Origin of the sequence: Shinella yambaruensis (genome assembly GCF_022899355.1) — a bacterium.
Lineage (GTDB): Bacteria > Pseudomonadota > Alphaproteobacteria > Rhizobiales > Rhizobiaceae > Shinella > Shinella yambaruensis.
On the sequence record NZ_JALJCK010000011.1, the window covers coordinates 69,606 to 87,007 of the forward strand.

General features: G+C 65.2%; 18 protein-coding genes. 17 read left to right on the forward strand and 1 reads right to left on the reverse strand.

The features are described from left to right. The first annotated feature begins 13 nt into the window (after positions 1-13). Together rhmD and MUU56_RS23720 are read left to right on the forward strand one after the other, a co-directional pair. Positions 14-1,195, forward strand: coding sequence for an L-rhamnonate dehydratase (gene rhmD / locus MUU56_RS23715; RefSeq protein ID WP_244769739.1), 1,182 nt, complete (start codon positions 14-16; stop codon positions 1,193-1,195). A gap of 15 nt (positions 1,196-1,210) precedes the next feature. Next, positions 1,211-1,957, forward strand: coding sequence for an SDR family NAD(P)-dependent oxidoreductase (locus MUU56_RS23720; RefSeq protein ID WP_244769740.1), 747 nt, complete (start codon positions 1,211-1,213; stop codon positions 1,955-1,957). 87 nt (positions 1,958-2,044) lie between these two features. On the opposite strand, the gene MUU56_RS23725 is transcribed toward MUU56_RS23720, so the two are convergent. Continuing rightward, positions 2,045-3,097 carry a LacI family DNA-binding transcriptional regulator gene (locus tag MUU56_RS23725; protein WP_244769741.1) on the reverse strand — a complete coding sequence of 351 codons (1,053 nt, stop codon included), beginning with the start codon at positions 3,095-3,097 and terminating at the stop codon, positions 2,045-2,047. 318 nt (positions 3,098-3,415) lie between these two features. On the opposite strand from MUU56_RS23725, the gene MUU56_RS23730 reads away from it, so the two are divergent. The 15 genes from MUU56_RS23730 (at position 3,416) to MUU56_RS23800 (ending at position 17,391) form a co-directional block, all read left to right on the forward strand. Further along, positions 3,416-4,693: an amino acid ABC transporter substrate-binding protein gene (locus MUU56_RS23730; protein ID WP_244769742.1), complete on the forward strand. Its 1,278-nt coding sequence runs from the start codon at positions 3,416-3,418 to the stop codon at positions 4,691-4,693. An 84-nt stretch (positions 4,694-4,777) separates the two neighbouring features. After that, positions 4,778-5,524, forward strand: coding sequence for an ABC transporter ATP-binding protein (locus MUU56_RS23735; protein WP_244769743.1), 747 nt, complete (start codon positions 4,778-4,780; stop codon positions 5,522-5,524). Next, positions 5,524-6,252, forward strand: coding sequence for an ABC transporter ATP-binding protein (locus MUU56_RS23740; protein ID WP_244769744.1), 729 nt, complete (start codon positions 5,524-5,526; stop codon positions 6,250-6,252). Before MUU56_RS23735 ends, MUU56_RS23740 begins: the two co-directional genes overlap by 1 nt. A gap of 12 nt (positions 6,253-6,264) precedes the next feature. Next, positions 6,265-7,143 (forward strand): branched-chain amino acid ABC transporter permease, encoded by an 879-nt coding sequence (locus tag MUU56_RS23745; RefSeq protein ID WP_244769745.1) that lies wholly within the window; start codon positions 6,265-6,267, stop codon positions 7,141-7,143. After that, positions 7,143-8,186 carry a branched-chain amino acid ABC transporter permease gene (locus tag MUU56_RS23750; protein ID WP_244769746.1) on the forward strand — a complete coding sequence of 348 codons (1,044 nt, stop codon included), beginning with the start codon at positions 7,143-7,145 and terminating at the stop codon, positions 8,184-8,186. The genes MUU56_RS23745 and MUU56_RS23750 overlap by 1 nt, the downstream gene beginning before the upstream one ends. A gap of 63 nt (positions 8,187-8,249) precedes the next feature. Next, a complete protein-coding gene (locus MUU56_RS23755; protein WP_244769747.1) occupies positions 8,250-9,035 on the forward strand; it encodes a glutathione S-transferase family protein in 786 nt (261 codons plus the stop codon). A gap of 17 nt (positions 9,036-9,052) precedes the next feature. Then, complete coding sequence (locus MUU56_RS23760; RefSeq protein WP_244769748.1) at positions 9,053-9,979, forward strand: dioxygenase family protein; 927 nt, start codon at positions 9,053-9,055, stop codon at positions 9,977-9,979. A gap of 3 nt (positions 9,980-9,982) precedes the next feature. Further along, a complete protein-coding gene (locus MUU56_RS23765; protein ID WP_244769749.1) occupies positions 9,983-10,744 on the forward strand; it encodes an SDR family NAD(P)-dependent oxidoreductase in 762 nt (253 codons plus the stop codon). Beyond that, the gene (locus tag MUU56_RS23770) at positions 10,744-11,622 is read left to right on the forward strand and encodes a beta-keto acid cleavage family enzyme (protein WP_244769750.1); all 879 of its coding nucleotides are present in this window, start codon (positions 10,744-10,746) and stop codon (positions 11,620-11,622) included. Before MUU56_RS23765 ends, MUU56_RS23770 begins: the two co-directional genes overlap by 1 nt. Before the next feature lie 31 nt (positions 11,623-11,653). Then, complete coding sequence (locus tag MUU56_RS23775; protein WP_244769751.1) at positions 11,654-12,658, forward strand: quinone oxidoreductase family protein; 1,005 nt, start codon at positions 11,654-11,656, stop codon at positions 12,656-12,658. A gap of 9 nt (positions 12,659-12,667) precedes the next feature. After that, a complete protein-coding gene (locus MUU56_RS23780) occupies positions 12,668-13,000 on the forward strand; it encodes a cupin domain-containing protein (RefSeq protein ID WP_244769752.1) in 333 nt (110 codons plus the stop codon). A gap of 132 nt (positions 13,001-13,132) precedes the next feature. Then, positions 13,133-14,185 (forward strand): alpha/beta hydrolase family protein, encoded by a 1,053-nt coding sequence (locus tag MUU56_RS23785; protein ID WP_244769753.1) that lies wholly within the window; start codon positions 13,133-13,135, stop codon positions 14,183-14,185. Positions 14,186-14,376: 191 nt separating this feature from the next. Next, positions 14,377-15,621 carry an acyl-CoA dehydrogenase family protein gene (locus tag MUU56_RS23790; RefSeq protein WP_263194175.1) on the forward strand — a complete coding sequence of 415 codons (1,245 nt, stop codon included), beginning with the start codon at positions 14,377-14,379 and terminating at the stop codon, positions 15,619-15,621. Positions 15,622-15,691: 70 nt separating this feature from the next. Further along, entirely contained in the window at positions 15,692-16,444 is a 753-nt protein-coding gene (locus MUU56_RS23795; RefSeq protein WP_244769755.1) for an electron transfer flavoprotein subunit beta/FixA family protein, read from the forward strand. Next, a complete protein-coding gene (locus MUU56_RS23800; RefSeq protein WP_244769756.1) occupies positions 16,441-17,391 on the forward strand; it encodes an electron transfer flavoprotein subunit alpha/FixB family protein in 951 nt (316 codons plus the stop codon). The genes MUU56_RS23795 and MUU56_RS23800 overlap by 4 nt, the downstream gene beginning before the upstream one ends. Positions 17,392-17,402 lie beyond the last annotated feature (11 nt).

Sequence of the window (17,402 nt, forward strand, 5' to 3'; positions counted from 1 at the left end):
CCGGAGCAAGGCCATGAGTTCACCCTTCCGTATCGTCGCCGTGCGCACCTACCTCGTGGAAAGCCAGGGGGATGGCGGCGATTACCACCGGCAGAAGGAGGGGCACTGGCTGATCGACACGCTGATCAGCAACCCGATGTCCGCCTATCCGGACTACAAGGCCAGCCGCACGAGCTGGGGCATCGGCGTGCTCGGCTCCATCGTCGTCGAGATCGAGACGGAGACGGGGGCGACAGGCGTTGCCACCGGCTTCGGTGGGCCGCCCGCTCTCTGGCTGATCCGCAACCATTTTTCCCGCTTCCTCGTCGGCCAGGATGCCCGAAACATCAACCGCATCTGGGACCAGCTCTTCCGGGCCTCGATGTTCTACGGCCGCAAGGGCCTGCCGATCGCCGCGATCAGCGTGGTCGATCTTGCGCTGTGGGATCTCGTCGGCAAGGTACGGGGAGAGCCGGTCTACAATCTCATCGGCGGGCTGAGCCGCGAGGAGATCAGCTTCTACTGCACGGGGCCGGCGCCGGACGCGGTCAAGGCGCTCGGCTTCTGGGGCGGTAAGGTGCCCTTGCCGCACGGTCCCGCGGATGGCGAGGAGGGGTTGCGCGCCAATGTCGCCTTCCTCGCCCGACACCGGGAAAAGGTCGGCCCCGGCTATCCCCTGATGGTGGATTGCTACATGTCGCTCGACGTGCCCTATGCCATCAGGCTCGCGGAAGCCTGCAAGCCGCTCGATATCTACTGGTGGGAGGAGGCGCTGCATCCGGACGACGTGGAGGGCTTCCGGCTGATCAAGCAGGCGCAGCCGACCGTCCGCTGGACCACCGGCGAGCACGAATATTCGCGCTACGGCTTCCGGCGGCTGATCGAGGAACGGCTGATCGACGTCCTGCAGCCGGATGTCATGTGGGTGGGCGGCCTCACCGAGCTGCTGCGCATCTCCGCGCATGCCTCGGCCTATGACATCCCTGTCATCCCGCATGGCAGCGGCCCCTATTCCTACCATTTCATCGCCTCCCAGCCGCATTCGCCCTACTGCGAATACGTCGCCGCGAGCCCGGACGGGCGCTCGGTGCTTCCGGTCTTCGGCCGGTTGTTCAGGGACGAGCCGATGCCGCGGAACGGCAAGCTCACCGTCGGGAATGCCCCCGGCTTCGGCATGGAGATCGCCGACCGGGCGATGCTGACACTTTTCGAATAGGACAGGATCAACAGGATGAACCAGATCGACCTCACCGGCCAGACGGCCGTCATCACCGGCGGCGCGCAGGGCCTCGGCTTCGCCATCGCCAGGCGCGTCGCCGCGTCGGGCGCAAGGGTCGCGCTTTGGGACGTTGACGCTGCCGAACTGCAAAGGGCTGTCGCTGAACTCGGCGAAGCGGCATGCGCCGTCGCCGTCGACATCACCGATCCGCAGGCGGTGGTCGATGCGGTGGCGCGGACCGAGGCGGAACGCGGGCCGATTTCCATCCTCGTCAATTCGGCCGGCATCGCCGGGCCGAACCATGCGCTCGACGACTATCCGCTCGACGACTGGAAGCGCGTCATCGACATCAACCTCAACGGCGCCTTCTACGTGAACCGCGCGGTGGTGCCGGGCATGAAGGCGCGCGGCTACGGCCGCATCGTCAACATCGCCTCGATCGCCGGCAAGGAAGGCAACCCCAACGCATCGGCCTATTCAGCCTCGAAGGCGGGGGTGATCGGCATGACCAAGTCGCTCGGCAAGGAGCTGGCCGGCCAGGACATCGCCGTCAACGCCATCACGCCGGCCGCCGCGCGCACCCGCATCTTCGACCAGATGAAGCAGGAGCATATCGACTACATGCTGTCGAAGATCCCGCGCGGCCGGTTCCTGGAGGTCGACGAGGCCGCCAGCATGGTCGCCTGGCTCGTCTCCCGCGAAAACAGCTTCACCACCGCCTCCGTGTTCGACCTTTCGGGCGGCCGGGCGACCTATTGATGCCGGCGGGCTGCCAAGGGTAATTCCCAGCAAGGGGGACGTGGCGGCCAGTCTGCTGTGCCGACGGACTACGCCGGCTGACTTGCCTCATGCCGGCCGGTCCTCATCGTCCTGCCTGACCCGGGCGGTGCTCTCGCGAACGACGATTTCGACGGGGAGGATCGTCTCCATCGGAATGTCTTCGGCCTTGTCGCCGTTCATGAGCTTCAGCAGCACGGTGGCGGCGGTTTGGCCGGCGCTGTGCTGGAGAATCCGCACGGTCGTCAGCCGGGGACGGATCAGTTCGAGGAACGGCATGTCGTTGAAGCCGGTGACGGAGATTTCGCGGGGGCAATCGATGCCGTGCTCGCGCAGTTCGTCGATCGCGCCCAGCGCGAGACGGTCGTTGGCGCACAGGGCGGCGGTGAATCTCCTGCCCGATGCCAGCAGTTCCCGGATGCAGCGTGCGCCCTCCTTCTCGTCGAAGCGCCGGGCTGTCGCCACGAGGGCCGGATCGAAGTCGAGCGAGAGTGTCGCGGCGGCATTGCGGAAGGCGGCCAGGCGAAGCTGGCCGGTCGACAGATCCTGCGGGCCGGCCACATGGGCGATGTCGCGATGCCCGAGGTCGCGCAGATGGCGCAACATCTCGCAGATGCCGGCATCCTCGTCATTGATGATGTAGGGGATCTGCGAGTTCTCGACCTTACGGTTCAGCGTCACCACCGGCAGGCCTTCGGCTGCCGCCCTCGCGATGGAAGGGTCGCTCCTCAGCACCGCCGCGTGGATGATGCCGTCGACGCCGCGGTCGCGCAGCACGTCGACGAGGCGGGTTTCCCTGTCCCGCTCGCTGTCGGTGTTGACGATGATCGACGCATAGCCCAGCGGCTCCAGAACGCTTTCGATGCCGCGCAGGATCGGCGGGAAGATGACGTTGGTAATGTCGGGGATCATCACGCCCACGGTCATCGTGCGATTGGTGCGCAGGCCCGCGGCGATGCGGTTCGGCCGATATCCCAGCGCGTCCGCCGCAGCCTGGATGCGGCTGGCGACTTCCTCCGTGATCGACTTGCGCTCGACCGGATCCAGGGCCCGGGAGACGGTGGATACGTGCACGCCCGTCTCACGGGCGATGTCCTTCAGCGTAATCCGTTTCTGCCGCATCTGGCCCCCTTTGATTTGCACATATTAGCAGATCGCGGATGGCGTACGCAATCGTTTGCAAAAATCCTTGACCAAACGCAAGTCCCATGATACCTCATCTTCGCAATCGATTGCACAGAAAGGCTTGGAGGAGTGTTCGTGCATCGAGCAACTGCTTGGTCGTCAAGGAGGGCGGGCGAGCAAACATCCCCAATGGACCCGGACGGAAAAGCGGGCAAGGCCGCAGGACGAACTTTGCCGGGCATGGAACGCAGCCGAGTGTCCCAATAGCGGACGCCTGGTTATCGATGCAATCGAGCGCTAACGGGAGGAAGGCGTATGAGATTGAACACATTGCTCGCGGCAACGGCCGCGGCGGCGATAATGGCAGGCGCGGCGCATGCCGAAAACCTGAAAATAGGCGCTTCGCTGCCGATTACCGGCGGTCTGTCGGTCAGCGGCGAGAAGCACAGGCGCGGCTATGAACTCTGCACCAAGCTGATCAATGACGCCGGCGGCATTCTCGGCCGGCAGGTCGAGCTGGTCGTCAGCGACAACCGGTCGGACACCGCAACCGCGATCAACCAGTATGAGCGCTTCATCAATGTCGACAAGGTCGAGGTCGTATACGGCACGTTTTCGAGCCGCCTGACCTTTCCCGTCGCTAGCATCCTTTCGAAATACAACATGGTGCACGCCATTCCCTCGGGCGGCGCCTTGCGCATCTACGAGCAGGGTTACAAGAACCTGTTCTACTTCCAGGTCAACGCTGCCGAATATACCGGCAAGGACGTGGCCGCGGTGATCAAGCAGCTCATTCCGGCGGGCGAGACGCCGAAGTCGGTCGCCGTGGTCTCGGCCGACGACTTCTTCGCCAATGCCATCGAGGCGGGCCTGCTCGGGCAGAAGGTGAAGGACCCGGCGACCGACAAGGAGATCGCCGATCTGGCGCCAGGCTATCTTTCCGATGCGGGCATCGAGGTGCTGATGCAGGAAAAGTGGCCGGAGGAAGGCTTCAACGACTGGCTGAACCTCGCCAACTCGATCAAGCGCTCCGGCGCAGAAATGGTCATCGGCCTGACGGCCTCGGCTGAGGAGGCCGTGCAGCTGACGCGCAGCCTCAAGACCGTCGGCGCCACGCCCAAGCTGGTCTATCTCAGCCAGGGTGCGCAGACGGAGTTCGTCGAGGGTGTCGGCAAGGAAGCGGCCGATGGCGTGCTGATCCACACCACCTGGCACAAGGACGTGCCGTTCGAGAGCACACTGGCCGGCAAGCCGTTCAACAATGCCGACTTCGTCAAGGCTTTCACCGCCGAATACGATGTCGAGCCGGATGAGGACAGCGCCATTCCGTTCGCCGTCTGCCAGGGCATCGAGCAGGCGATCCTCGGGGCGGGCACGACCGACAATGCCAAGATGGGTGAATGGCTGCATGCGCGCACCAAGGACGATCCCGTGCGCACCGTGCTTGGCCGCTTCTCCTGGGACGAAGTCGGCCTGCCGGTGGAGAAGTCCCACATCATGACGCAGTGGCAGGACGGCAGCCTGACCTTCGTCTATCCGACCGGCGAATTCGAAGGCGTGTCGCCGTTCCGCTACCCCAAGAACGGGTTCTGAGAAGACGGCAGCGGAAAGGTGCCCGGTCCGGGCATCTTTCCCACTGCGGCCATTGTCAGCGCAACTCGGAAGAGGAGATGGCGCATGCTTGAAGTGAAGAACCTCTGTAAGCATTTCGGCGGCATCAAGGCCGTCGACGGTGTCACGTTCACGGTCGAGAAAGGCGCGATTACCGCCCTGATCGGACCGAACGGCGCCGGGAAGACGACCGCGTTCAATTGCATCAGCCGGACGGCGGCGCCGACATCGGGCGAGGTCTGGCTCGACGGCGAGCGAATCGACCACCTCCGCCCCCACAAGATCACGGCGAAGGGCCTCAGCCGGACCTTCCAGATCTCGCGCAATCTCGGCGACATGACCGTGATCGAGAATGTCGTCGTCCAGTCCAGGGTCGATGGCCTGCGCGGCCTGTTCCGCCCGGCCATGTCGCGCGAGGAAAAGGACAAGGCGATGTCGATCCTCGATTTCCTCGGCATCACCCGCATCGCCCACGAGGATGGCCACAACCTTTCCTACGGCCAGAAGAAGCTCATGGACCTTGCCGCGCTCCTGATGTCCGATCCCAAGATCATCCTGCTCGACGAGCCGGCCGGCGGGGTCAACCCGTCGCTGATGGAGGAGATCGTCGGCCATATCCGCGCGCTCAACGACAAGGGCCTGACGGTGCTGATCGTCGAGCACAACATGGACCTGATCATGCGGCTCTCGCACAAGGTCGTGGTCATGGCGCACGGCAAGGTCATCTGCGCCGGCACGCCCGATGTGGTGCGCAAGGATCCCCACGTGCTCGATGCCTATCTCGGCGGCGTCCTGGAAGACGAGGCAGCCTGATGACGAAGCTTCTGGAAGTCACCAACATCACCGCCGGCTACGGCGACGGCCCCGCCATCATCGATGGTGCCCAGCTGACCATCGAGCCCGGCAAGGTCCATTGCATCATCGGCCCGAACGGTGCCGGAAAATCGACGCTGCTCAAGGCGATCTGCGGCATGCTGTCGATCCGCAAGGGCGACGTCGTGTTCAAGGGCGAGCGGCTGAACGGGCTGCGCCCCGACCAGATCCTGCGCAAGGGCATCTGTTTCGTGCCGCAGGAGCGCGCGCTGTTCGCGAAGATGACCGTGCGCGAGAACCTGCGCATGGGCGGCTTCATCCTCGACGACAAGCGGGAGCTCGAGCGCCGCATCGACGGCATCCTGGAACGCTTCCCGATCCTTCGCGAGCGTGCCGACCAGCATGCCGGCACCATGTCCGGCGGCCAGCAGCAGACGCTCGCCATGGCCCGCACGCTCATCATCAAGCCAGACATCGTCATGCTCGACGAACCGTCCCTCGGCCTGGCGCCGAAGGTCGTCCAGGAGATGTTCGACATCATGAAGATGATGTCGGCGGAAGGCGTCACCGTGCTCCTCGTCGAGCAGAATGCGCTGATGGGCCTCAAGAACGCCGACTGGGGCGTGGTGCTCGATCTCGGCCGGACGCTGTTCGAAGGCCCGGCCGCCACGGTGCTGGCCGATCCGCGCATCCAGGAACTTTACCTCGGCGGCAAGAAGGCCGCCTGACGAGGAGCAGACATGGCAGAGATATTGCAGATTCTGATCCTGGGCCTGGCGCTTGGCGGCGTCATCGCCCTCATGGGCTCCGGCCTGTCGCTGGTCTTCGGCGTGATGCGCATCGTCAATCTTGCCCATCCCGCGCTGATCATCGGCGGCGCCTACATCACCTACCTGGCGTTCAAGACGTTCGACATCGATCCGATCGCCATGCTGCCCGTCGCAGCCGTCGCCATGGCCGCCGTCGGCGTGGTGCTCTACCGGCTGCTGTTCCAGCGGGAGGCCAAGAGCGCCAAATATTCCGAGATGACGGTGCTTCTCACCTTCGCGCTGGCAATGATGGTGGAAGGGCTGCTCGGCGGTCTCTTCACCAACACGCAGCGGGTGACGTCGCCCGACTACGCCACCGCCGCCTTCTTCATCGGTGATGTCTTCATCCCCAAGGGGCAGCTCTATGCCGGCCTCGTCTCGCTTGCGATCATCGCGGCGCTGTCCCTGTTCCTCAAATATTCGCGGCTCGGCTATGCCATCCGCGCCACGACGCAGAACCGCGAGGCGGCGGAGCTCCTCGGCGTCAACGTGCAGTTCATCAGCGTGCTCGCCTTCGCCATCGGCATCGGCCTTGCGGGCGCCGCCGGATCGCTGGTCAGCTTCGTGTTCAGCTTCTTCCCGGCCAAGCACTGGGAATGGATCGCCATGCTGATGTCGGTGGTGGTGCTCGGCGGCATGGGCAGCATCCTCGGCACGGTGGTGGGTGCGCTGATCCTGTCCGTTGTCGCCGCCTTTGTCGGCACCTGGATCGGGGCGACCTGGTCGACGCTGACCTTCTTCCTCGCCCTTTTCATCATTCTGCTGGTTCGGCCCCAGGGTCTGTTCGGCGAAAAACCGGAGATGGCATGATGGCCGTTACCCTTCAGGATTCCAGCGCCAGCGCCGTCATCGAGGCACGCCGCGCCCACAACGAGAAACTGTCGCGCAAGGCGGACCAGACCCGGGCGACCTGGTTCCCGCTCACGCTGCTTGCGCTGCTCGCCGCGCTGCCGCTGCTGCAATTCGTCGGCAACTATAATTACGTCCTGCACCTGGTGCTGTTCACCGCGTCCTATGTCGCCATGGCCTCGGGCTGGAACATCCTCGGCGGTTTCGCCGGCTATGTCTCGCTCGGCCACGCCGTGTTCTTCGGCGTCGGGGGATACTTCTCCGGCATGCTTCTGGCGCGCTACGGCATTTCCACGCTGATCACTGCGCCGCTCGCCGGCCTCGTCGCGGCGGCCATCGGCTATGCCGTGGGCTTGGTCACGCTCAAGGTGCGCGGCCCGAGCTTCATCATCTCGTCGATCGCCCTTCTGATGATCGCCCGCATCCTGTTCGACAACTGGCATTTCATCGGCGGCGCCAACGGCCTGACCCTGCCGCCGAACGATCTTTCGGTGCAGTGGGCCAAGCTGCCCTACTACTATGCGATGCTGGCGATCGCGGCCTTCACCGTCTGGTCGGCCTACAAGATCAAGCACTCGAAGTTCGGCCTCGGCCTGCGTGCTCTTTCGAAGGACGAGATCAAGGCGGAAAGCGCCGGTATCGACACGCGCTTCTACAAGGTCGCGGCCTTCGCGCTCTCGGCCTTCTTCGTCGGAATGGTGGGCGCGGTGTGGGGGGAGTACCTCACCTATCTGCGGCCGAACATCTTCCTGCTCATCCTGGTCTCGGCCAACATGGTGCTGATGTGCATCCTCGGCGGCAAGGGTACGATCGCCGGGCCGGTGATCGGCGCGATCCTGATCGTCGCGCTCAACGAGCTCTTCGTCGCCACCATGGGGGCCTCTGAAATCAACATTCTCGGCACCGGCCTGGTGATGGCGATCGGCCTGATCTTCTTCCCGCTGGGACTGGTCGGAACCCTCGCCAGAAGCGGAAGGCTCCCCCGCATCCTCAACTGGGACTAGCAGGGCTCCGCCAGGCCCCGACATCGAGGATACGGCTCGTACGGTCAACGAGAGGAAAACGACATGCCGGAATTCGTTCTCTACAACGCGCCGCAGTCCACATGCAGCCAGCGGGTCCGCTATGTCCTTCATGCGAAGGGCAGGGTCTTCGAGGAGCACAGGCTCGATCTCTTCAAGGGGGATCAGCTCACGCCCGAATACCTCGCGATCAATCCCAATGGCGTGGTCCCGACCCTGCTGCATGACGGCGCCCCGGTGACCGATTCCGCCGTCATCATGGAATATCTGGAGGAAATCCTCGGTAGCGTTACGCCGCTGAGGCCCGGCGATCCGCTCAAGGTGGCCGAGATGCGCGCGATGCTGCGCTTCATCGACGAGGTGCCGACGCCGGCAATCCGCGTGCCGTCGTACAACCTCGCCTTCCTGCCGCACTTCCAGGCGATGGGCGATGAAGAGTTCCAGGCGCTGTGCGACAGCAAGCCCCTGCGCCGCGAATTCCTCATGAAGATGGGGCGCACCGGGTTCCCGAAGGCTGAGATGGACGAGGCCCTGGCGCGCCTGCAGCGCGGCATCGACCGCATGGCGACATGGCTTGCCGCCAGCGGCGGGCCCTGGCTGATGGGCGCAGAGCTCAGCCTTGCCGATATCGCGATCATGCCCGTCATCGTGCGGATGGACGACATCCGGCTTGCCGGGATGTGGCGCGAAGCGCCCGCCATCGGCCGCTGGCTCGAGAGGATCCGGCAAACGCCCGCCTTCTCCGCGACCTACTATCACGGGTCGCTGCTGACCGAGAAGTACCCGCATCTCGCGGCCGCCGCCAGGCGGTCCGAACCCATGGACGCATGAACGCAGTGGAGGATGAAATGGACTATGTCAGCACCCCGCCCAAGCTCATCACCAAGGAAGCCGACGTGACGCCCACCGTTCTTGCGGCGATGGCGGATACCGACAATCCCCGGCTGAAGGAAATCATGACCGTTCTGGTGGAACATCTCCACCAGTTCATCCTCAAGACGCGCCCGACGGAGGAGGAGTTCGAATATGCGCTGCGCTGGATCGTCGAGATCGGCCAGCGGACGAACGAATTCCACAACGAGGTGGTGCTCGCCGCCGACGTGCTCGGCGCGTCCACGCTGATCGACCTCATCAACAATGACGGCATGCAGGGCGAGACGATGTCGGCGCTGCTCGGGCCGTTCTACCGCGGCGACGCGCCGGTCTGCGCGAACGGCGACTGTATCGCCCGCTCGCAGACGCCCGGCGCCACGCTTTTCTTCTCCGGCAGGGTGATCGGAACCGACGGCGCGCCGATCGCCGGGGCCATGCTCGATGTGTGGCAGGCATCGCCCGTTGGCCTCTACGAGAACCAGGATGAAACCCAGGAGGATTGCAACCTTCGCGGCAAGTTCATCAGCGAGGCCGATGGCCGGTACCACTTCCGCTCGGTCAAGCCCGCCGGCTATCCGGTGCCGACCGACGGGCCTGTCGGCGTGCTGCTGCGGGCCCAGAACCGTGAACCGATGCGGCCGGCGCACGTCCATTTCATCGTGTCCGCGCCGGGGCACAAGACCCTGATCACGCAGATCTTCTCCGACACGCCCGAGGCGCTGGCGGCGGATGTCGTGTTCGGCGCCAAGCAGCAGATCGTCGGCAACTTCGTCATGCATACCGCGCCGCATCCCGATTATCCGGATGCGAGCCTGCCCTTCTACACCTGCGAATACGATTTCAAGCTGGTGCGCGGCAAGTCGACGCTGCCCGTCCCGCCGATTTCGGGAAAGAAGAGCTGAGCCATGGCTGCGCAAGACTCCCATCGTCCTCTTGAGGGCAAGGTGGCCGTCGTTGTCGGAGGCTCCGGCGGTATCGGTCGCGAGACCTGCCGGATGCTTGCCGCCGCCGGTGCCACCGTCGTCGTCGGCTACCGTTCGGGCAGGCAGAAGGCGGCGGAGATCGTCGGCGAGCTTGCCGGCGAAGGCCATGTCGCGCTGCCGGTCTCCATCGAGGAGACCGCGACGATCGAGGCGTTCCGGGATGGAGTGCTGGAAACGCTCGGCCGCGTGGACATCCTGGTCAATACGGCAGGCGTCACCGAACCGGTGGCGCATGGCGACCTCGATGCCCTGACCGACGCGATGATCGACCGCATCTTCATCAACAACTGGCGCGGTGTCTTCGCCACGATCCGCGCCTTCGCGCCGGCGCTGAAAGCAAGTGGCGACGGCCTGATCGTCAACGTCTCGTCGATCGCCGCCTTCACCGGCATCGGCTCGAATGTCGCCTATTGCGGCGCCAAGGCGGGCCTCGACATCATGGCGAATTCGCTCGGCCGGGCGCTCGCCCCCGAGATCCGCGTCATGGTGGTCTCGCCCGGGGCCGTCGACACGCAATTCGTGCCCGGCAGGGGCAAGGAATTTGCCGACAAGGTCGCCGCGACCACCCCGCTCAAGCGGATTACCAGCCCGCTGGACGTCGCCGAGGCGATCGTTTCCTGCGCCACGCACCTGAAGTTCTCGACCGGCAGCCGGATCGTCGTCGATGGAGGAAGGCACCTGTAATGCAGCCGAAAGTCATCATCACCTGCGCCGTGACCGGCAACCTGACGACGCGGGAGAACCATCCCGGCCTGCCGGTGACGCCGGAAGAGATCGCCGATGCCTGCCTCGAGGCGGCGGATGCCGGGGCCGCGATCGCCCACATCCATGTGCGCGATCCCGAAACGGCGAAACCGTCGATGGAGCTGAAGCACTATCGCGAGGTGGTCGAAAGGATCAGGGCGAAGAACAGTGCCCTGATCCTCAACGTGACCACGGGACCGGGAGGACGCTATCACCCGAGCGATGAAAACCCAGCGGTGGCCGGCCCGCGCACGACGCTGATGCGGCCGGAAAAGCGCGTCGAGCACATCACCGCGCTGAAGCCCGACATCGCCACGCTCGACCTCAACACCATGACCTTCGGCAACGAGGTGGTGATCAACACCCCCGGCAATGTGAAGATCATGGCCGACCTCATCAACGAGGCCGGCTCCAAGCCGGAGCTCGAGGTCTTCGATACCGGCCATATCGTGCTCGCGCAGGACCTGATGAAGGCGGGCGTGCTGAAATCACCGGCGATGTTCACCATCGTCACCGGAGTCAAATACGGCTTTCCCTCCACCACCGACGTCATGGCCACCGCCGCGCGCATGCTGCCGCGCGATGCCGTGTGGACGGGCTTCGGTATCGGCCGGATGTCGTTCCCGATGGCGATGCAGGCCTATCTGCTCGGCGGGCATGTCCGCGTCGGCCTCGAGGACAATTCCTACATCGCCAAGGGCGTGCTGGCGAAGGGAAACGGCGAGCTCGTGGAGCGCGCCCGCGATCTCATCGAGAAACTCGGCGGGCAGATTGCCGGTCCGTCGGAGGCCAGGGAAATCTTGGGGCTTGCGGCCTGAGCGGCGCAGCTGGAGCAAAGGAGACGAAGACATGAACATTCAAGCAAGCGCCAAAGCCGGCAATGCCCTCAGGGTTTCCCAGAAGTCGCCGGATCTCGACAACCTTCTGATCGACGTCGTCGAGGTGGCCGTACCGCGCCCCGGCCCCGGCCAGGTGCTGGTCGAGATCGTGGCGGCGGGGGTCAATCCCAGCGACGTCAAGGCCTCGCTCGGCCACATGCCGCATGCCGTCTGGCCGCGCATACCGGGCCGCGACTTCGGCGGCATCGTGCGCGAGGGACCGTCGCAGATGATCGGCATGGAGGTCTGGGGCGGCGGCGGCGAACTCGGCATCAGCCAGGACGGCAGCCACGGCAAATGGATGGTGCTCGACCAGAAGGCGGTGCGCGCCAAGCCGAAGAATTTCTCGATGGAGGAGGCCGGCTCGGTCGGCGTGCCGTTCATCACCGCCTATGAGGGCCTGCGCGAGGCGGGCGGCGCCCAGCCGACCGACGTCGTTCTCGTCTGCGGCGGAAACGGCAAGGTCGGGCAGGCGGCGATCCAGCTCGCCACCATGGCCGGGGCGAAGGTCTTCGCCGTCGAATACAACGCGCAGCCCTTGATGGGCCACGCCAACGGCCCGGTCACGATGCTGAACAGCGCCGTCGACGACGTCGCTGCCATCGTTCGCGACATGACGGGCGGCCATGGCGCCGATATCGTCTTCAACACCGTGGGCAGCCCCTATTTCGAGATCGCCAACAAGGCAATGGCCAAGCAGGCGCGGCAGATCTTCATCTCGACCTTCGACCGCGCCGTGCCCTTCGACATCTTCAACTTCTTCCGCGGCCGCCACAAATATATCGGCATCGACACGCTGGCGCTGTCCTCCGTCGATGGCGCGCGGATCTTCGACAGGCTGAAGCTGAAGTTCGAGGAGGGCCTGCTCAAGCCGTTCCCGATCAACCCCGACTGCTGCTACGACCTCAAGGACGCTGCGAAGGCCTATGCCTCGGTGCTGCGTGGAACGCCCGAGCGGGTGCTGCTCAAGCCGTAAGGAGGCACCATGCAGGTCACCCGCTACAGCGAGGCGAAGCCTTACGAGGCTCCCGAACATTACGACATGCGCTGTCTGCGCCTGCAGGGCAAGGAGGCGACGGCGACGGATACGATCTGGATCGGCCTGTCGCATCTCCTGCCGGGCGGGCGCACATCGCTCAAGGGGGCGGCGGTGGAGAAGATCTACATCGTCGTTGCCGGCGAAGTCACAGTTGAAACCGTCGATGCCGCCGTCACGCTTGGTGTGCTCGACAGTTGCCGGCTGGCGCCGGGCGAGGCGCGCGCGCTGGTCAACCGTACCAACGCGCCGGCATCGATCCTGCTCGCGATGCCGACCTGAAACCGAACGAACGGCAAAACCTGTCGTGCGGAGCGGAAAGACATCGGTCGAGGGCGGAATCCTGTCCGCGTGAATCCAGGCGTTTGATCCCTGACGATGGGACATATCCGGCACCGCTGGAAGGACAAGAGAATGAGCGAGACGGAAAACAGGTTGCTGAGCGTGGTGGAACACTGGCTGCCGCGCATGGAGGTCGCCGGCATCCCTTCGGCGACGGCGAAGGCCGTGATCGACAGTGCCGGTGTCTGGGAGAACTGGCTTGCGGCCTGGAGCGCCGAAGGCGACCGCCATGCCGGGATGGGCGAGGCGGCCCTTGCGCGGGGCCGCAGGGTCACCGCCGGCGAGGCATTTGCCCGCGCCAGCCTGTTCTACCACTTCGGCCAGTTCATGGCTTTCGACGACCTTGACGCGAAGGAGCGCGTCGCGGCGCTGAAGGTGGCAGCGTTCCGCAAGGCCGCGCCGCTGCTGGAGCAGCCCGGCGAACCGGTCGAGGTGCCGTTCGAAGGCGGCGTGCTGCGCGGCTATCTCCGCCGGCCGGCGGGGCAGGAGCCGCATCCGCTGGCGCTCATCATCCCCGGCTCGGATTCCACCAAGGAGGAGTTTCCGGCGTTCGAACGGCATTTTCTCCTGCGCGGCATGGCGACGCTGTCGCTCGACGGTCCGGGACAGGGCGAGGGCCGGTCGCACGGCCACCTGCGGGCCGACGTCGCGCCAGCCGTCGCCGCGGCGATAAAGGCGGTCGAGGACCGGCCCGGCCTTACGGGCGCTGTCGGCCTCGTCGGCATGGCATTCGGTGGTTTCCTGGCGCTCCGGGCGGCGGCGGCGCTGGAAGGGCTCGCCGCCGTCGTCTCCATCAACGGCTTTTATGATCTCGGGGCGCTCTGGCCGAGCTTGCCGAAGGTCTACCAGGACAACATCACCTTCGCGCTGGGTGGTGACGACGTCGTCGAAAGCGCCCGTCGTTTCACCCTGGCGGATATCGAGGGGCCGGCGGTGCCGGCGCTCGTCCTGCATGGCGGCCGCGACAGGATCTTTCCGCCGTCGGAAGCGCAGAAATGCGCCGATATCTGCCGGGCCGGCGCGGAACTGCATGTCTTTCCCACCGGAAACCACGTCTGCAACAACATTCCCTGGATGTACCGGCCGCTCGTCGCCGACTGGCTGGCGGAACGGTTGAAGGCGTAGCGCAGCGGGGCAATGGAGCCGGATGGCAGGTCGTTCGGGCTGGTGTGAAACAGGAAAAGTCCACCCGAAACTGGACGATTGTCCACCACAAGCGGACGCCGGCACCTGATCCGATATCCCGGGTGCTGATACCAATTGCGGCACAGCGGAAGGCCAAGCAGCCGACTGCTTTGCACTCAAGGGGAGCGAAGATGATTCACGCCGATGACGGGATCTTGTCCCAGGAACAACGCCTGATGCGTGACAGCTGCCGATCGTTTGTCGACGATGTGGTGACGCCGTTCATCCGGTCGAACTGGCAGCGCGAATGGGACATGAGCCCGGGCGAACGGTTGCCGGGCGCGATCCTCGAAGGCGCCGAGGCTATCGGCATCCGCACCCTCGGCGTGCCGGAGGAATTCGGCGGGATCGATCTCGAGCGGGAGACCGAGGTGCGCACCTTCGCCCTGATCGCCGAGGAGATCGCCCGTGGCGATTCAGGCCTTGCCGACAAGCTGGTACAGAACTGGAAGGTCTCGATCGTCATCCGCCAGTTCGCGGCGAAACACCTGCAGGAAAAGTGGTTCCCGCGCCTGCTGGAGGACCCGAAGTTCCTCCTGGCGCACTGCCTCACCGAGCCGAGGGGCGCCTCCGACCGCTGGCTGCCCTACAACGTCCCGGAAGCCTCCATGCACACCAGGGCGGTGCCGGACGGCGACCATTGGGTCATCAATGGCCGCAAGCAGTTCATCTCGAATGGTTTCGACGCCAGCCTCTATGTCGTTTATGCCAATACCGATCCTTCCGTCGGCATGCTGCAGGGCACGTCGAGCTTCCTGGTTCCCCGCGAAACGCCGGGCCTGACCATCACCAAGTGCAACGAGACGATGGGCTGCCGCTTCATGAACAACGGCGAGCTGGTCTTCGAGGATTGCCGCATCCCGGCCGACCACCTGCTCGTCAAAAGCACGGCGCTGGCCTCCGCCGGCCAGTATTTCCGCGCCGGCAAGATCATCCAGGCGGCCAAGAACCTCGGTGTCGGCGTCGCCTGTTTCGAGCGCACGGCGGACTATGTCCAGAACTATGTCCAGGGCGGGCGCATCCTCATCAAGCACCAGGCCGTGGCGCTGCGGCTTGCCGACATGGCGACGCGCATCGAGGCCGTGCGCTCGCTGGTGGAGCGGGCGTCGAAGGCGGTGGACGAAGCGCATCCGGATGCCGACATCCTGTGCAACATGGCCAAGGTCTACGCGTCGGAGGAGATCATGAAGGTCGCGACCCATGCGCTGGAGCTTCACGGCGGCAACGGCGCGATGCTCGAATTCGGCATCGAGAAGCTGTTCCGCGATGCCGCGATCTTCCTGCACATGGATGCGACGGTCGACGTCAGCCGCATGAAGATCATCAAGAACATGTTCCCCGCCACCGCCGGCAAATATGCCGGCCCGGAAACCTGAAGCGAAGCGGGCGGGCGGACGGCAGGGCCGGAGGACCCTACCGCCTGTCCCGGTCAAGGGAGGAACACAGATGAAGATACTGGTTGCGGTGAAGCGGGTTGCCGATCCCAATGTCAAGGTGCGTGCCCTGGCGGACGGTTCGGGTGTCGATCTTGCGAACATCAAGATGACGATGAACCCGTTCGACGAGATCGCCGTCGAGGAGGCCGTCCGCCTGAAGGAGGTCGGGCGGGCGAATGAGATCGTCGTCGTGTCGATCGGCCCGGAAAAATCGGCCGAGACCCTGCGCACGGCCCTCGCGATGGGGGCGGATCGTGGCCTGCTGGTCCGCACGGATGCGGTTGTCGAGCCGCTTGCCGTCGCCAAGATCCTGAAGGCCGTCGCCGAGGCCGAAAGGCCCGACATCATCATCACCGGCAAGCAGGCGATCGACGACGACGCCAACCAGACCGGCCAGATGTTGTCGGCGTTGCTGGGGTGGGGGCAGGGGACGTTCGCCTCGAAGCTCGTCGTCGGCGACAAGGCGATCGAGGTCACCCGCGAGGTCGACGGCGGCCTGCAGACGGTCGGCCTGCCGCTTCCGGCGCTGGTCACCGCCGATCTCAGGCTGAACGAGCCGCGATACGCCTCGCTGCCCAACATCATGAAAGCAAAGAAGAAGCCGATCGATGAACGGACGCCCGCCGACTACGGCGTAGCCGTCGAGCCGCGCCTGACGGTCGTGCGGGTGCACGAGCCGGCAACCCGCAAGGCCGGCATCAAGGTCGGCTCGGTGGGCGAACTTGTCGAGCGGTTGCGTATGGAAGCAGGAGTTCTCCGATGACCATTCTCGTTCTGGCAGAGCATCAGGATACGCAGCTTGATGACGCCACCGCCAAGGCGATCTCCGCCGCCGGGCGGATCGGCGGCGAGGTCCACGTCCTTGTCGCGGGGTCCGGCTGCCAGGCGGCGGCCGAAGCGGCGGCGGGCCTTGCGGGCGTCGCCCGGGTCCTCCTCGCGGACGGCCCCTCCCTGTCGAACCGGCTCGCGGAGCCGGTGGCGGCCCTGATCGTCAGCCTTGCGGGCGGCTACGACGCCGTCCTCGCACCCTCGACCACCAGCGGCAGGAACATCCTGCCGCGCGTCGCCGCGCTGCTCGACGTGATGCAGATATCCGACGTCGTCGCGATCGACGGGCCGGACCTGTTCCAGCGCCCGATCTATGCGGGCAACGTGATCCAGACCGTCCGGTCCACGGACGCGAAAAAGGTGCTGTCCGTTCGCGCATCCTCCTTCCCCGCCGCGTCCGTCGCGGCGGCGGCAGTGCCGGTCGAAGCCGTCGCCATCCCGGAAAACCCCGGCCGGTCGTCGTTCGTGCGGAGCGAGCTTTCGCGGTCCGAGCGTCCGGAACTGGCGGGCGCGCGGATCGTCGTGTCGGGCGGCCGGGCGCTGTCCTCCGCCGAAAACTTCGAGACCGTGCTGGCACCGCTGGCCGATACGCTGGGTGCGGCGATCGGCGCGAGCCGCGCGGCCGTCGATGCCGGTTATGTCTCGAACGATCTCCAGGTCGGCCAGACGGGCAAGATCATTGCGCCCGACCTCTACATCGCCTGCGGCATTTCCGGTGCGATCCAGCATCTCGCGGGCATGAAGGATTCCAGGGTGATCGTCGCGATCAACAAGGATCCCGATGCACCGATCTTCCAGGTCGCCGACTATGGTCTGGTTGCCGATCTGTTCGAAGCCGTGCCGGAATTTCATGCAGCGGTTGCCGAAGGCGCAAAAGCCTAGGTGATCGGGAA

Excerpts from the sequence above, each read along its gene's own strand:
- rhmD (WP_244769739.1), top strand. The coding sequence starts at position 14 with ATGAGTTCACCCTTCCGTATCGTCGCCGTGCGCACCTACCTCGTGGAA.
- MUU56_RS23720 (WP_244769740.1), top strand. The coding sequence starts at position 1,211 with ATGAACCAGATCGACCTCACCGGCCAGACGGCCGTCATCACCGGCGGC.
- MUU56_RS23725 (WP_244769741.1), bottom strand. The coding sequence starts at position 3,097 with ATGCGGCAGAAACGGATTACGCTGAAGGACATCGCCCGTGAGACGGGC.
- MUU56_RS23730 (WP_244769742.1), top strand. The coding sequence starts at position 3,416 with ATGAGATTGAACACATTGCTCGCGGCAACGGCCGCGGCGGCGATAATG.
- MUU56_RS23735 (WP_244769743.1), top strand. The coding sequence starts at position 4,778 with ATGCTTGAAGTGAAGAACCTCTGTAAGCATTTCGGCGGCATCAAGGCC.
- MUU56_RS23740 (WP_244769744.1), top strand. The coding sequence starts at position 5,524 with ATGACGAAGCTTCTGGAAGTCACCAACATCACCGCCGGCTACGGCGAC.
- MUU56_RS23745 (WP_244769745.1), top strand. The coding sequence starts at position 6,265 with ATGGCAGAGATATTGCAGATTCTGATCCTGGGCCTGGCGCTTGGCGGC.
- MUU56_RS23750 (WP_244769746.1), top strand. The coding sequence starts at position 7,143 with ATGGCCGTTACCCTTCAGGATTCCAGCGCCAGCGCCGTCATCGAGGCA.
- MUU56_RS23755 (WP_244769747.1), top strand. The coding sequence starts at position 8,250 with ATGCCGGAATTCGTTCTCTACAACGCGCCGCAGTCCACATGCAGCCAG.
- MUU56_RS23760 (WP_244769748.1), top strand. The coding sequence starts at position 9,053 with ATGGACTATGTCAGCACCCCGCCCAAGCTCATCACCAAGGAAGCCGAC.
- MUU56_RS23765 (WP_244769749.1), top strand. The coding sequence starts at position 9,983 with ATGGCTGCGCAAGACTCCCATCGTCCTCTTGAGGGCAAGGTGGCCGTC.
- MUU56_RS23770 (WP_244769750.1), top strand. The coding sequence starts at position 10,744 with ATGCAGCCGAAAGTCATCATCACCTGCGCCGTGACCGGCAACCTGACG.
- MUU56_RS23775 (WP_244769751.1), top strand. The coding sequence starts at position 11,654 with ATGAACATTCAAGCAAGCGCCAAAGCCGGCAATGCCCTCAGGGTTTCC.
- MUU56_RS23780 (WP_244769752.1), top strand. The coding sequence starts at position 12,668 with ATGCAGGTCACCCGCTACAGCGAGGCGAAGCCTTACGAGGCTCCCGAA.
- MUU56_RS23785 (WP_244769753.1), top strand. The coding sequence starts at position 13,133 with ATGAGCGAGACGGAAAACAGGTTGCTGAGCGTGGTGGAACACTGGCTG.
- MUU56_RS23790 (WP_263194175.1), top strand. The coding sequence starts at position 14,377 with ATGATTCACGCCGATGACGGGATCTTGTCCCAGGAACAACGCCTGATG.
- MUU56_RS23795 (WP_244769755.1), top strand. The coding sequence starts at position 15,692 with ATGAAGATACTGGTTGCGGTGAAGCGGGTTGCCGATCCCAATGTCAAG.
- MUU56_RS23800 (WP_244769756.1), top strand. The coding sequence starts at position 16,441 with ATGACCATTCTCGTTCTGGCAGAGCATCAGGATACGCAGCTTGATGAC.